This window comes from Mucilaginibacter sp. (genome assembly GCF_025362475.1).
Classification (GTDB): domain Bacteria; phylum Bacteroidota; class Bacteroidia; order Sphingobacteriales; family Sphingobacteriaceae; genus Mucilaginibacter.
In genome coordinates this window covers 130,385-143,581 of record NZ_JANYGH010000002.1, presented here as the reverse complement: position 1 = coordinate 143,581, position 13,197 = coordinate 130,385, and the positions used below count along the sequence as shown (strand labels likewise).

Sequence of the window (13,197 nt, the reverse complement as noted above, 5' to 3'; positions counted from 1 at the left end):
ATCAAGCCGCGTTTTTAGTTACATCCGCAGCCACCGCCGCTTTTACCACCATTGGCTCCCGAGCCACCTTCTCTGTATAATTGAAAACTTTGTTCAAACTTCTGCGATTTACGGGCAGACAACTCCATTTCGGCATCATTCAGGCGGTTTTTTTGATAAGCTTTTACAGACATACATGACGATAAGCCGAAGACTGGTAAACTGGCTATGAGTATTAATTTATTCAGGGGTATTTTTTTCATCTGCTAATTTTTAATGTTAATATTTTTGGAGGTATAGAGTTGATTATCGTCATCAATGATTACACAAGCAAGCTGTTGCAATTGGTTTACCAGGTTAAGTCCTACATGAACCCCCATAACTGTGACGGGTGTGGCCATTGCATCGGCAAACTCCGCGCTGGGGCAAATAATGCTTACACTCTTAATTCCGCTTACCGGAAAGCCGGTTTTTGGGTCGATAGTGTGCGAATATTTTTTACCATTGATGATGACAAACTTTTCATAGTTACCGGACGTAGCAATAGCCATATTGCTGATATTGAGTGTAGAGAATGGCGTCATTCGCTTATCAGGATCGGCAATAGCAATCGTCCAGGGGTTGCCGTTGGGTTGCATTCCCCAGGTAATCAAGTCGCCAGCTGCGTTTACTATCCCGCTACTTACTCCATTTTGCTGTAGCACAGCTTTAGCGCGATCGGCCGCATAACCCTTTCCTATTCCTCCAAAACCAATGCGCATACCTTTTTCTTTGAGCATAACTGTGGTATTTTCAGCATCCATGATTACATTTCTGTAATTAATAAGGCGGACCGTCTCCCGGGCTGTTTCTGCAGCCGGCAAGCTTTTCATGTTCACATCAAAATTCCAAAGGCTTTTATCAATAGAACCATAAGTAATATCAAACGCTCCCTGGGTAAGCTCAGATATTTTCAATGAGCGCTCTATCAGCTGGTATACTTCAAGATCAACCTTTACCGGCCGGATACCCGCAGCTGCATTGATCTGGTTAGTTTGGCTATCATCGCTGAAGGTGGTCAACAGTTTTTCAATCCGGCTAATCTCGGCAACAGCCATATCAATACAACTATCTGCCCAATCCTGGTTATCGCCTACCACGCTAATCTCAAACCGGTTCCCCATCAACTTCAGTACCCGCTTGTAAGCGGTTGTTGCTTTTTTAATGGATTCAATGGCCGGCATTTGCAGAAGATTGGATTTGGCTAATAAACTGGTCGGCAGTTTCATCGGGATATCCATCCCATTCTTTTAATACTTTACCATGCTCATCAATCAGCAGCGTAAATGGAAACTTGCCGTCGGGATTATATTTGTCGGCCAGCGCTTCGTTCAGTTTTACCTGTTCTTTGCTCAATTGATTTTTCTTTTGCCGCGGAAAATCGGCACGAACCAACACCAGGCGATCTGTAGCAAAATCATTGAATTTTTCCGATTCCAGAATTTCCTTCCTCAAACGAATGCATGGGCCACACCAATCTGATCCGGAGAAATTAACCAGGATAAGTTTATGTGCTGCTGCTGCCTCAGTTTGTGCTTTATTGAAATCACCCAGCCATGTGGCGGTACTGGTTGTAAACAAGAAAAGAAAAATTGTTAATAGTTTCATTTTTACCAATTTTTAAGAGAACACCCTCAGCGATGTTCCGGTTAATGTAGTTTGATATACCGTTAGACTACGGTTTGCCGGCGAATTTTTAACAACACCCTTTTCTGTAAAAGCCGAACCATGGTTATTACAGTAAAACTGCTGGCTGCTGCCCTGATAAATCAGGGGATAACTCTCGTGAGTACAGGATTGCTGAACAGCGATATACGTACCGGCGGATGTTTTGGCAACAATAACTCCGTTAGATGCCAGGTAACCACCGTTAGTAAGCAGTGCTGAGTTAGCTGATGTACTAAGATCAAGTGTAAAGTCTACGCCGGAAGGGCCAGTAACGCCAGATGCGGAGCCGTCCGATTTTTTGGAACAACCTACGCAGTTGATAAGGGCGAATGACGCGGCAGTAATACCAATAGCTGAAAGAAATTCTTTTCTGTCCATAAATTTAAAATCAGGTTACATCAATAAGTTTCTATTAAATTTAAAAAGCCTTTAAACATTATAAACGATGTGCCGGCAGAGAGGGCTTTTGTATCGACAAACACCAGAACATAACCGCCCGGGACCTTCTATTTTCACAATACTATCCTAACATTCTGTAGTTGGCATGAAATTGAGGGCATTTAACAGATTTTAACAAAAACCTGATATAACCTCCTTTAAGTCATTCTGCCTCAACTTCAGATTTGCTTCAAATTTCAACGCTATTTTAACGGGATTAAATAAACTACGGTAGCTATTATTGATTGCGATACAAGTATGAATATCCCATTTCCTTTTAGAACCTCTAAATCACGCCCTACCAAACCGCAGGAACAACAACGGATAATTAACGAGCAGATCATCGATTATATGACCACATTACCGGGAGAGAAAAACGCGGAAAGCCTTTGGCTTGCAATGTGCGATCAAGGATATAAGATGAGCATCAGTTCATTTAACACCCGGTTAAAAAAATTGGTAGAAGCCGGCTTTATTGAAAAAATATCTCTGGGTTATAATAAGCACTCCTACAAAATTGCCGATCAGCATTAGTTTGTTTTATCATACTTTAGATAACATAGTTGCACATCTGTATTTCCACACTACCCTGCTTTTTGAGCATCTGTTTTTAGTGTAAACCCTGCTTTGGCATACAATTTTGCAATTTAATAAGCATAAGTAGCCCCCCCCCATTACCTGTTATCAGGAATCTTCAAAAAGCCACCTTAATGGTTTTGTTACACGTTTGGGTTTTAATCCATACTGCTTGATGCTTTTTTCACGGATCAGGTTTACAGCCTCCTCAATATCGTCGGTCACCAGGTAAAGCCTTGTATCCGGCTCGCTTATGGTCGCGTCCTTTTTCATGATAGCAATGTGGTCGAGCAATTCCTGATGATATTCCCTTCCAAATATGATGACCGGGAAATTATGGATCTTATGGGTCTGTATCAGGGTAAGGGCCTCAAAGAATTCATCCAGGGTACCATATCCTCCGGGCATTACCACAAAAGCAAAAGAATACTTCACAAGCAATACCTTGCGCACGAAAAAATGCTTCAGATACACCCATTTATCCAGATAGGCATTTGGTAACTGTTCTGCAGCCAGCTGTATATTGCAGCCTACAGACCGCCCACCTACATCTTTTGCCCCTCTGTTGGCTGCCTCCATTAAACCCGGACCACCGCCAGTTAAAATGGTAAAACCCAGGCTGGCAAATGCTGCGCCAGCACGTCGGGTCATTTCATAATAAGGATGATCCTCTTTGAACCTTGCAGAGCCAAATATGGTGATGCACGGACCAATAAAATGCAATGCCCGCAAACCATGAATCAGGTCAATCATGGTTTGCACAGTAAACTTCAATTCCTGCAAGCGTGAATGCGGTCCTTCCAGGAAACGGATCTCGGTTTGATTCATTTGGTTAAAAATTTAAAGCGACCCTTTTTCAAAAGATGATACGCTCCCCTGTAAAAAAAGTATTTAGCAAGTTCAGCGCTAAACATATAGCATACAATGATTAATAACATCCAGCAGTAAAATGCGAAGGATAACTGAACAAATCCAAACCAGGTAGCTAACGACGTTAAAGGCAAGGTCAAGACCACTATAAGGACAATTATCGTTGCTGTAAAAAGATACTTACCGGGCAGGCTTTTAAAAAATGGCAGGCGTGTGCGCACAATCAGTACAATTAAGATCGCTGAAATAACGGATTCGGTAAACCAGCCGGTTTGGAATACTTTTTCATTGGCATGGATGACGAATAATAAGACCCCGAACGTCAGGTAGTCGTAAACCGAGCTTAGCAGGCCAAAGGTGATCATAAAACGCCTGATAAACCGCATATCCCAGCGTTGCGGCGTCTGGATGTTGATGTCGTCAACACGGTCCGTCGCGATCGCCATTTCTGGAAAATCCGTTAATAGGTTCGTGAGCAGTACCTGCTTTGGCAACAGCGGCAAAAAAGGCAAAAACAAGGATGCGCCCGCCATACTGAACATATTGCCAAAATTAGCACTGGTGGCCATAAAAATATATTTCATGGTATTGGCAAACGTTTTGCGCCCTTCCAGGATCCCCTCCAGCAACACATTCAGGTCCCTGCTCAGTAATACGATGTCAGCGGCCTCTTTGGCTACATCCACCGCTGTATTCACAGAGATCCCAACATCTGCCGCATGTAAGGCCGGGGCGTCATTGATGCCATCCCCCATAAAACCAACCACATGCCCTACCTTTTTCAAAACCATAATGATTCTTTCTTTCTGGTTAGGCTCCACTTCCGCAAATATATCTGTCAGGGGCGCCTGATGGCTCAGTGCAGCATTGCTCATTTTTTGTATAGCGGATCCAGTGAGCAACTTAGGGTGCCCTATACCTATCCGTAGCGCCAGGCTTTTAGCAACCAGGGCATTGTCCCCGGTAATTATTTTCAAACTGACCCCAAGTGTATTCAGTTTTTTAATTGTTTCATAAATCCCCTCCTTGGGTGGATCAAATAAGGTTATAAAGCCTAAAAAAATCATCCCACGCTCATCATCTTTTGTTATGATAAGTTTACCGTCAATAGGTTTATAAGCCACACCCAACGTCCGGAGGCCAGCTTCACTTAACCGGGTATATTGTTCATGAAGCACCGTTTCCATTTCCCGGATATCCGCCCGTTTTCCCTCGCTTGTTTCCACCTGGTCACATAACGCCAGGATACCTTGCAGTGAGCCTTTCGTTATTGCCATATTACAGGTGTCATTTTTAACTTGAATAGTCAGTCTTTTTCTGATGAAATCATACGGAATTTCCGTCAGGAGATGATAGTCGCTTAGCGTTTCCACGTGCGTATTACATATTGCCTCATCAATGGGATTATGAAAGCCTTGCTGCATTTTAGCATTAAGCCATGCATATTGCAACACCTTATCGCTATGCCTGCCATTACAATCAAGACTCTCTGCAAGGGTTACCTTTCCTTCCGTAATTGTCCCGGTTTTATCCGTGCATAAGATGCTCATGCTGCCAAAGTTCTCTATAGAAGACAGGCGTTTAACGATCACCTGCTGCTGGGCCATCCTTCTTGCCCCTGCAGCTAAGTTCACACTTATAATGGCTGGCAACAATTGCGGCGTAAGCCCTACAGCCAATGCCAGGGAAAATAAAAAGGAATCCAATACAGGTTTATGAAGCAGTACGTTTGCGGCGAATATGATAATAACAAGCAGTAAGGTTATCTCCATTAACATGTAGCCGAATTTTCTTATCCCTTTTTCAAAATCAGTTTCGGGTGTCCTGCTCATTAATTCTGCGGATATTTTTCCAAATTCTGTCCCGGCTCCTGTTTGGATGACCAATGCTTTGGCCCTGCCGCTGATTACATGTGATCCCATAAACAAGGTATTACTCCGTTTGGCCATGGGAGCATTGGCAGCAACAGCGCCGCAACGCTTTTCAACCGGAAAGGTCTCACCGGTAAATGCCGCTTCATCCACAAACAAGTCCTGCGATTCCATCAGTAAACTATCTCCGGGAATAAAGTCTCCCGCGGTTAAGCTAACTACATCCCCAGGGACAACTTCTTCCACAGGAATGGCTTTAAATTGACCATCCCGCAGCACATCACAGTGCAGCTGTACCAATTTTAACAGTTCCTTAACAGCGTCCGCGGCTCCTTTTTCCTGCCAGAAGCCTAAAAACCCACTGATTAGAACAATGGCGAGGATAATTGCAGTATCCGCCACATCACCCAAGCCAGCAGAAAGCAAAGCGGCTGCAATTAGTAACAGCGTAACCGGGCTTTTAAACTGTGCCAGAAATAAAAGAAAAAAAGATATTTTTGGATTGTTCCTGATTGTGTTGGGCCCATAATTCCGCCTTCGGATGGCAGCTTCCCGATCTGATAAGCCCTTAGGATCAGCAGATAGCTGCTGATAAGCCGTTTCTGTATCAAACTCCCAAAATTTCATTTCAGTATCGCCCATTACTTCCATAGTTTAATTTAATCAGCATGGAAAAATGAGCAATGGCACAGAGATATGAACGGGCAGGGAATGTCCTAAATATTCACCGATAATTTCCTCAAAATGAAAGCGGTGATTGACCACAACCAGCAAATCGTTATGCATACCGTTGATCATCACGTCAACCGCTTTGATCAGATCGCGTTCCTGTATATTGTTAAAAAACAGCCGGTCATAATCAAAACGAGAAACTATTTCTTCTGAAAATATACTTTGTGCATATGACTCAATAATATGTGGCAATCCCTTGGCAGATAAATGGGCAATGGTTAAGCTGGCGTAAAATGGCTTAGCCAGCTCAACCAGGTATTTAACAATAGCTATACGGCAATAGCGGAGGTCCGCTATATAAACCAGGCGTTCCAGATCTTTCAGCGGCCAATCCTCCGGGATCAACATGAGCGGGCTAAGCACGCGGTTCAATACGCAATAGGCATCCAGTTTCCCTTCCGCATCGTTCTTTTTTACTTTAGAAGGCAAGCCCTTGATGATCATATATACCTGATCTTTATTGACCATCTCTGCAAAGCGGGGAATATTGAAATCAGTAATCCTCATTTCTTCAATAACGGGATTATTGTTACGCTCAGAATAATTTGGTACATCTGTTTCATCCCATACTTTATTTACAAACTGTTCATGCTCATCAGCTGCGAGATGTGTTCCAGCCCGCACTTTTTCGCGTTTCTGCTTCCGTACTTTTGAAGTATGACAAATCACTATTTTTGCCTGGATCTTCCTGGCGATCATCTTGGCGAAAGCGGCTGCATGAAGGTCTGCCGGCGAGTTGTCATGGAGAACGATAATAGTTTTCATAATGTATCCGGTTGAATATTCCTCCTGTTGTAAATTTTGCAATAATGCCCCGGCAATTAAATGATAAACATCACATCAGGAATTGTTTAACATCAGACCCTGAATCGAAGTGGCACGCATCATTATGATGATGCGTACCACTTATTGGTAAATTGGCGGGTATGCAAAAACGATCAATCTTCTACTACCGTTTCAGTCCTGGTCCATTTCCAGTTCTTAATTTCGGGCATATCATCCAGATGAGCACAGATATAGTTGTGATGCTCCTTTAATCTGGATTCACACCAGTTGATAAAACCATCTGCTTGCTGATGCATCCGCGGTACTCTTTTTACTGCTTCCATCGCTAAATGATAGCGGCTCATCTGGTTCAATACCACCATATCAAAGGGCGTAGTTGTAGTTCCTTCCTCCATAAAGCCACGCACATGAAAACGGGCAGGATCAGGGCGGCCATGCACCAGATCATGAATAATGCGTACGTAGCCATGAAATGCGAAAATTACGGGAGCTGTATTTGTAAACAGTTCACTAAACAATTCATCACTCATCCCATGGGGGTGATAAGCCTGCGGAGAGAGGGCCATCAGATCCACCACATTAACTAACCTAACCACCAGATCGGGAAAGTGATCCATTAATAATTTCGCTGCAGCAACAGATTCCAGTGTGGGTACGTCACCGGCACAGCCTAATACCACATCAGGCATTTGCCCATGGCTATTACCCGCCCATTTCCAATCCGAAGCTCCTTTGGCACAATGCTCAATAGCTTCTTTCATAGACAACCACTGCAATTCCGGCTGCTTTCCTGCCACCACCACATTTACATAATCTTTACTGCGCAGGCAATGGTCCATAACCGATAAAAGGGTATTGGCATCAGGCGGCAAATAAATCCTGACTACCGAGCTTTTTTTGTTCACCACCGTATCTATAAAACCCGGCCCCTGATGACTGTAGCCATTATTATCCTGTCGCCAGGTATGTGAAGTCAGTAAATAGTTCAACGATGCTACAGGCTTGCGCCAAGGCAGTTCACGCGATGTTTTGATCCATTTGGCATATTGGCTCACCATAGAATCTACAATGGTGACAAAAGCCTCATAACATGGAAACAAGCCATGTCTCCCGGTGAGTAAATAACCTTCCAGCCATCCTTCACACAAATGTTCGCTTAATACTTCCATCACCCGCCCATCGTTGGCCAGCTTGTCATCTTTTGGCAAAATCTGTTCCATAGAACACCTGTTGGTTACTTCAAAAAAGGCTTCCAGGCGGTTCGAGGTCGTTTCGTCCGGGCAAAAAAGCCTGAAGTTTTTAGCATCTTTATTAAGGGTAAAAACATCGCGGAGATATTTGCCAAAATTGCGGGTGCTTTCCGCTTCTGTTTCACCAGGACCTGTTATCTTTAATTCGTATGAGCTGAAATCAGGTAATATAAGTTCCTTTAGCAACACCCCCCCGTTAGCATCAGGCAATGCACTCATCCGTTTATCCCCTTGCGGCGCCAGGGCCGCCAGTTCGGGTATCAGTTTTCCAGCGTCATCAAACAATTCTTCTGGCCGGTAGCTGTGCATCCAGGATTCAAGTAATATCAGTTTATCCGGATCTTCTTTTACCCCGGTAAGCGGCACTTGATGCGCCCGGAAGGTGCCCTCAATTGGAACCCCTTTCCATTCTTTGGGTCCGCTCCAGCCTTTTGGCGTCCGTAAAATAATCATCGGCCACCGGATAGGTGTTGTAATACCGCCCGTCCTGGCTTTTTCCTGTATCAACCTGATCCTCCGGTAGGCCTCGTCCAATATCCCTGCCATTTGCTGATGAACCATCGCAGGTATATCCCCCTCCACAAAAAACACATCATAGCCATAACCAGAGAATAGCTGGGTCAATTGCACATCGGTCATCCGGGCAAGTATTGTAGGACCGGATATTTTATATCCGTTTAGGTGCAGTATCGGCAATACGGCGCCATCACGTACGGGGTTTAGGAATGCGATCGATTTCCAGCTACCTTCCAGCGGAGCTGTTTCCGCTTCCCCATCTCCAACAACGCAGGCGGCCAGCAGGTCGGGGTTATCAAATACCGCTCCAAATGCGTGACTCAATGCATATCCCAATTCACCGCCCTCATGCACCGATCCGGGCACATGAGCTCCTACATGGCTGGGCACACCTCCCGGTGTCGAAAACTGGCGGAACAACTGCCGCATACCTTGCGCGTTTTGTCCAACCTCCGGATAAATTTCTGAATAGGTGCCCTCTAAGTAAGTGTTGGCTACAATGGCGGGAGCACCGTGCCCCGGTCCACAAACATAAAGCACATTTGCGCCCGTATTTTTGATCAGCCTGTTCAAATGAACATAGATCAGGTTTAAGCCCGGAGAAGTACCCCAGTGGCCAAGCAAGCGTGGCTTAATATCACCTGGCTTTAAAGGCTCCTTCAGTAAGGGGTTTTCCTGTAAATATATCTGCCCTGCTGCCAGGTAGTTTGCTGCCCGCCAGTAGGCATTAATATCAGTCAGTTCTTTTTGAGATAATGTATTCATAATTGCTTTTTTGATTACTGAGCCATTAAGGTTGAACTATATATTTGCGACCATTTAGTTTTTTACTTGTGGAATAATCCCCCTGCCATTTTACACGGTTGTCCGGCGGGAGCCACGGCACTGAACCTGACATTCAAAAGCCGCAATAATCGTTAGCGATAGCATTGTAGACTGCTTTGCTAAAGCCCACTGTAAACTAAGACGAAGCTACAATCAACCTTTCATCGGATAAATGATCGTTGTTATTTATAGAGATGACAATTGTCACCTTTAGCGTGGAGTTGTATAAAACAAATGGACATAAGCACTCCCAAAACAGCGAAGAGACGTAACCATACCCCGAAAAAGCGAGTTTTGGCAACTTCTGCAAAATGACTGCCGTATTTTGCTGCCTGATCTTTCCGGTATGGCATCATCCATTTGGGTGACCGTGATCATTCTTTAACCCCGATTTACGCAGGACTTTTGTTTAATAAAATCCTACCATTATGAAGCTATTGACACAAAAAACAGCCCTGGTGACCGGAGCCGGATCAGGGATCGGGAAAGCCATCGCGGAAACTTTTGCCGAACAAGGCGCCAAAGTTGTACTGACCGATATCCACCACCAAAATATCGAAGCCGTTGCGGCGGGGATCAACGCGAAAGGAGGAACAGCATTGTGCATTGCTGCGGATATCGCCCGCAAAGAGGACGTACAACTGGTTATAAAATTTGTGCTGGATAGCTACCAAACGCTCGACATCCTGGTCAATAATGCCGGCGTTATGGATAATTTCACCCCGGTGGCCGAGGTTAGTGATGAATTATGGGACAAAGTGCTGGGCACCAATCTAAATGGTCCTTTTTTCACCTGCAGGGAGGCCGTTCAACTTTTCCTGAAGAAACAAGGAGGAACGATCATCAATATCGCCTCAATTGGCGGCCTGTACGGCGGCCGGGCAGGCGCCGCTTACACAGCCTCCAAGCACGCCCTGGTCGGCCTCACCAAAAATATCGGCTACCAATATGCCACAAAAAACATTCGCTGCAATGCGATAGCGCCCGGTGGCGTAAATACCAACATTATTCAAGGCATGGAACCCCACCCCTTCGGTTTTGAAAGAATGAACGCTGGAACCGGTAATGCCCCGCCGGCTGCAAATCCGGAGCAGATTGCAGAACTGGCTTTATTTCTGGCTTCAGAAAAATCAACTTTCATTAATGGGGCGGTGCTGACAGCTGATGGTGGTTGGACGGCCTACTAATCTGATATGGGCAAAACAATATATATGGCCGCTACTGAAGCGCACAGCGGAAAATCAGTTGTGGCCATCGGGCTAATGCACACTCTTTTGGGCAGTGCTCAAAAGGTGGCTTTTTTTAAGCCCATCAGCAGCCAATGTCAGGAAGTTCCGTTATGAAAAGGTATTCAGCCGCTCATAACGAAACTTCGATAAAATGTACTTAAAAATCTTTACATCCATTTCGCCGCCATGGAGTTAAATTCATGACGCAGGTCGTTAAATATTTTTTCCTCATTGAGGTAACGCTCATGAATCAGGGAATGTTCGTTAGCAACGGCTTCTGAAACCATGGTACCTGTAAGCAGCAGCTCGGCCTCGATGTCCTGGTCATTGACATGGATGTCATGCTTCAATTCATCCAGGTAATTCCCGTGGATCAGAAACTGGTTCTGGAAATGCTCTACTTCTTCCTGTACTTCGCGCGTAGTGTTGTCGGCCGCGATCTCTTGCAGTCTTTCCTGCAGGATGCCCAACTCCTGTTTATAAAACGCAGTGCCTCTCAAACCATCATTGTTCAGGTTTTTGATGTGTTTAATATTAACATGATTTTTCATATGACAAGATTACGGCGGACTTCCAAAAACCAGAATGACCGGCAGCAGCCCGGAAAGTGACACTTATCATTATACTTATTTGATCAGGGATTTCCGGGTCCGAATCCTTGACGGAAAAAACAATTGACAAAAACTGGCCAGGCCGGTTAGCAGGAGACCAGCAGCGATCACAAGTAACAGCATAGCCAGCAGGCCGGAAATAACGCTAAAAAAATATAAAGCCAAAATGGCGGCAGCCACCAAAACGCACGCTACTTTGTAGAGTATACCGATATTCTTTTTCATATCTGTATAGATTAATTTTTTAATTAAACGAGCCGGCAATTGGATTGATCCGTTCGCTGATAAAGACAAAGTTCGGTAAGGCCCCACACGTTTTTCGTGACCCGCAACTGGGTTACGCATGATACTGCTCATTTTTCCGGCTATCAGCGCGTTGCCTGTTTTTCTTTGGGATCCGGATGACACAATTTCAAGGATGAATAACTTATGTCATGGAGCATCCTGTTGCATCAAGGCCACTACCGGTTAATGACCGCCGTCAGTTTTTTTACCTGGTCAGATCATTTTCCGCGGCTATGGCCTATACTACCTTTGCAGAAATACGAATTATATCCCATCATAATATCACCGGAGAGGACATGGCTGAACAGGCAGAAAATTATAGCTTATGTATCAATTGCGGTTCTTCGAGCCTGAAATTTAGCATTTACCGGGCGAATACCTGTTTGCTGGAACTCAGCGGCCAGATTAGCCGCATCGGGCAGGAAAATTCCGGGCTGGAAATTAAAGATGCCGCAGGGCAGATACTCGAAAGCCGTTCAGCACATTACATCGATTTCCAGGCCGCAGTCAGCGAGCTGATCACCTGGCTAAGTGGTCAAAAAAAATATCATACGATAAACACCATCGCCCACCGGCTGGTACAGGGCGGACCGGACCACCGCGAACCTGAAATAATCACCGATGAGCTACTCGACGACCTGGAACGATATACATACCTGGCAACAAATCACCTGCCGGTTGAACTTGCAACAATACGGGCATTTCGGGCTGCTTATCCGGGGCGCCGGCAGATAGCCTGTTTTGACACCGCCTTCCACCGCCATATGCCTGCTATCGCGAAAAACTACCCGTTGCCTGTAACATACCGTGAAAAAGGTTTGTTCAAATACGGTTTCCATGGTCTTTCCTTCGCCTATATCCTGGAAGAGCTAATTGCGCAAGATCCGGTTGCAGCCCGGCAAAAAACGATAATAGCTCATCTGGGCAATGGCGCCAGCATGGCCGCGGTAGATCAGGAATGCAGTGTGGATACCACCATGGGAGTTAGTCCACTCGGCGGCTTAGTGATGGGTTCCCGCTCCGGGGATCTGGACCCGGGCGTATTGTTGTTCCTGTTAAATCAGTACCAGATGACACCGGCCGAACTGGAGGAACTGCTCAGCAAACATGCCGGCTTAAAAGCCATTGCCGGCGTAAGCGATGTACAGCAACTGCTGGAAATGGAACCCGAAAATACGCAGGCGAAAGAAGCGCTCGCAGTTTTCTGTTACAGTGCCAGAAAGCACATCGGTTCGCTCGCTGCCGCTTTGGAAGGTTTAGAAACGCTGGTATTCACCGGCGGCATCGGCGAAAACGCTGCCATCATCCGCGAACGAATTTGTAAGGGCCTCCGTTTTTTAGGGTTGGAGCTGGATTTGCAAAAGAATACAGCAAATGAAAATACCATATCAACAGCAACAAGCCGTGTAATAGTCCGTGTCATTAAAACTGACGAGGAATTAATGATGGCCAGGCTGGTACGGGCAGCAGTATCTATTAATTAAATGCTGATAATAATGAAAAGAGCCCTCTGGTAGACACT

General features: G+C 45.2%; 14 protein-coding genes. 4 read left to right on the top strand and 10 right to left on the bottom strand.

The genetic code is table 11. The features are described from left to right. Positions 1-14: 14 nt before the first annotated feature. Genes Q0R88_RS01545 through Q0R88_RS01530 form a run of 4 tightly spaced genes read right to left on the bottom strand, consistent with a single transcriptional unit; the run spans position 15 to position 2,064 of the window. On the bottom strand, positions 15-242 hold the full coding sequence (locus Q0R88_RS01545; RefSeq protein WP_295711496.1) for a DUF4266 domain-containing protein: 228 nt from the start codon (positions 240-242) through the stop codon (positions 15-17). A 3-nt stretch (positions 243-245) separates the two neighbouring features. Then, entirely contained in the window at positions 246-1,202 is a 957-nt protein-coding gene (locus Q0R88_RS01540) for an FAD:protein FMN transferase (protein WP_295711494.1), read from the bottom strand. Further along, positions 1,189-1,626, bottom strand: a complete 438-nt coding sequence (locus Q0R88_RS01535; protein WP_295711492.1) for a thioredoxin family protein — start codon at positions 1,624-1,626, stop codon at positions 1,189-1,191. Before Q0R88_RS01535 ends, Q0R88_RS01540 begins: the two co-directional genes overlap by 14 nt. 12 nt (positions 1,627-1,638) lie before the next feature. Continuing rightward, on the bottom strand, positions 1,639-2,064 hold the full coding sequence (locus Q0R88_RS01530) for a Rieske 2Fe-2S domain-containing protein (protein ID WP_295711490.1): 426 nt from the start codon (positions 2,062-2,064) through the stop codon (positions 1,639-1,641). 318 nt (positions 2,065-2,382) lie between these two features. On the opposite strand from Q0R88_RS01530, the gene Q0R88_RS01525 reads away from it, so the two are divergent. After that, positions 2,383-2,658 carry a hypothetical protein gene (locus tag Q0R88_RS01525; RefSeq protein ID WP_295711488.1) on the top strand — a complete coding sequence of 92 codons (276 nt, stop codon included), beginning with the start codon at positions 2,383-2,385 and terminating at the stop codon, positions 2,656-2,658. Positions 2,659-2,808: 150 nt separating this feature from the next. Here Q0R88_RS01525 and Q0R88_RS01520 read toward each other — a convergent pair whose 3' ends face one another. The 4 genes from Q0R88_RS01520 to Q0R88_RS01505 all read right to left on the bottom strand — a co-directional run bounded on the left by Q0R88_RS01520 (position 2,809) and on the right by Q0R88_RS01505 (position 9,490). Continuing rightward, positions 2,809-3,528 (bottom strand): TIGR00730 family Rossman fold protein, encoded by a 720-nt coding sequence (locus tag Q0R88_RS01520; protein ID WP_295711486.1) that lies wholly within the window; start codon positions 3,526-3,528, stop codon positions 2,809-2,811. Then, on the bottom strand, positions 3,525-6,083 hold the full coding sequence (gene mgtA / locus Q0R88_RS01515; RefSeq protein ID WP_295711484.1) for a magnesium-translocating P-type ATPase: 2,559 nt from the start codon (positions 6,081-6,083) through the stop codon (positions 3,525-3,527). Before mgtA ends, Q0R88_RS01520 begins: the two co-directional genes overlap by 4 nt. Before the next feature lie 21 nt (positions 6,084-6,104). Beyond that, positions 6,105-6,938 carry a hypothetical protein gene (locus Q0R88_RS01510; protein WP_295711482.1) on the bottom strand — a complete coding sequence of 278 codons (834 nt, stop codon included), beginning with the start codon at positions 6,936-6,938 and terminating at the stop codon, positions 6,105-6,107. 173 nt (positions 6,939-7,111) lie between these two features. Then, positions 7,112-9,490, bottom strand: coding sequence for a phosphoketolase family protein (locus Q0R88_RS01505; protein WP_295711481.1), 2,379 nt, complete (start codon positions 9,488-9,490; stop codon positions 7,112-7,114). Positions 9,491-9,978: 488 nt separating this feature from the next. Between Q0R88_RS01505 and Q0R88_RS01500 the strand changes: the two genes are divergently transcribed. Together Q0R88_RS01500 and Q0R88_RS01495 are read left to right on the top strand one after the other, a co-directional pair. Next, entirely contained in the window at positions 9,979-10,737 is a 759-nt protein-coding gene (locus Q0R88_RS01500; RefSeq protein WP_295711479.1) for a glucose 1-dehydrogenase, read from the top strand. Between the two features lie 6 nt (positions 10,738-10,743). After that, positions 10,744-10,893 carry an AAA family ATPase gene (locus Q0R88_RS01495; protein ID WP_295711477.1) on the top strand — a complete coding sequence of 50 codons (150 nt, stop codon included), beginning with the start codon at positions 10,744-10,746 and terminating at the stop codon, positions 10,891-10,893. A 53-nt stretch (positions 10,894-10,946) separates the two neighbouring features. On the opposite strand, the gene Q0R88_RS01490 is transcribed toward Q0R88_RS01495, so the two are convergent. Continuing rightward, entirely contained in the window at positions 10,947-11,330 is a 384-nt protein-coding gene (locus Q0R88_RS01490; protein WP_295711476.1) for a hypothetical protein, read from the bottom strand. Between the two features lie 75 nt (positions 11,331-11,405). Beyond that, positions 11,406-11,735: a DUF2892 domain-containing protein gene (locus tag Q0R88_RS01485; RefSeq protein ID WP_295711474.1), complete on the bottom strand. Its 330-nt coding sequence runs from the start codon at positions 11,733-11,735 to the stop codon at positions 11,406-11,408. A gap of 89 nt (positions 11,736-11,824) precedes the next feature. Here Q0R88_RS01485 and Q0R88_RS01480 point away from each other — a divergent pair, with 89 nt between their 5' ends. Then, a complete protein-coding gene (locus Q0R88_RS01480) occupies positions 11,825-13,159 on the top strand; it encodes an acetate/propionate family kinase (protein WP_295711472.1) in 1,335 nt (444 codons plus the stop codon). Positions 13,160-13,197: the final 38 nt, after the last annotated feature.

Bases quoted from the DNA above. Each gene is read 5' to 3' on its own strand.
- Q0R88_RS01545 (WP_295711496.1), bottom strand. From the start codon at position 242: ATGAAAAAAATACCCCTGAATAAATTAATACTCATAGCCAGTTTACCA.
- Q0R88_RS01540 (WP_295711494.1), bottom strand. From the start codon at position 1,202: ATGCCGGCCATTGAATCCATTAAAAAAGCAACAACCGCTTACAAGCGG.
- Q0R88_RS01535 (WP_295711492.1), bottom strand. From the start codon at position 1,626: ATGAAACTATTAACAATTTTTCTTTTCTTGTTTACAACCAGTACCGCC.
- Q0R88_RS01530 (WP_295711490.1), bottom strand. From the start codon at position 2,064: ATGGACAGAAAAGAATTTCTTTCAGCTATTGGTATTACTGCCGCGTCA.
- Q0R88_RS01525 (WP_295711488.1), top strand. From the start codon at position 2,383: ATGAATATCCCATTTCCTTTTAGAACCTCTAAATCACGCCCTACCAAA.
- Q0R88_RS01520 (WP_295711486.1), bottom strand. From the start codon at position 3,528: ATGAATCAAACCGAGATCCGTTTCCTGGAAGGACCGCATTCACGCTTG.
- mgtA (WP_295711484.1), bottom strand. From the start codon at position 6,083: ATGGGCGATACTGAAATGAAATTTTGGGAGTTTGATACAGAAACGGCT.
- Q0R88_RS01510 (WP_295711482.1), bottom strand. From the start codon at position 6,938: ATGAAAACTATTATCGTTCTCCATGACAACTCGCCGGCAGACCTTCAT.
- Q0R88_RS01505 (WP_295711481.1), bottom strand. From the start codon at position 9,490: ATGAATACATTATCTCAAAAAGAACTGACTGATATTAATGCCTACTGG.
- Q0R88_RS01500 (WP_295711479.1), top strand. From the start codon at position 9,979: ATGAAGCTATTGACACAAAAAACAGCCCTGGTGACCGGAGCCGGATCA.
- Q0R88_RS01495 (WP_295711477.1), top strand. From the start codon at position 10,744: ATGGGCAAAACAATATATATGGCCGCTACTGAAGCGCACAGCGGAAAA.
- Q0R88_RS01490 (WP_295711476.1), bottom strand. From the start codon at position 11,330: ATGAAAAATCATGTTAATATTAAACACATCAAAAACCTGAACAATGAT.
- Q0R88_RS01485 (WP_295711474.1), bottom strand. From the start codon at position 11,735: ATGCGTAACCCAGTTGCGGGTCACGAAAAACGTGTGGGGCCTTACCGA.
- Q0R88_RS01480 (WP_295711472.1), top strand. From the start codon at position 11,825: ATGGAGCATCCTGTTGCATCAAGGCCACTACCGGTTAATGACCGCCGT.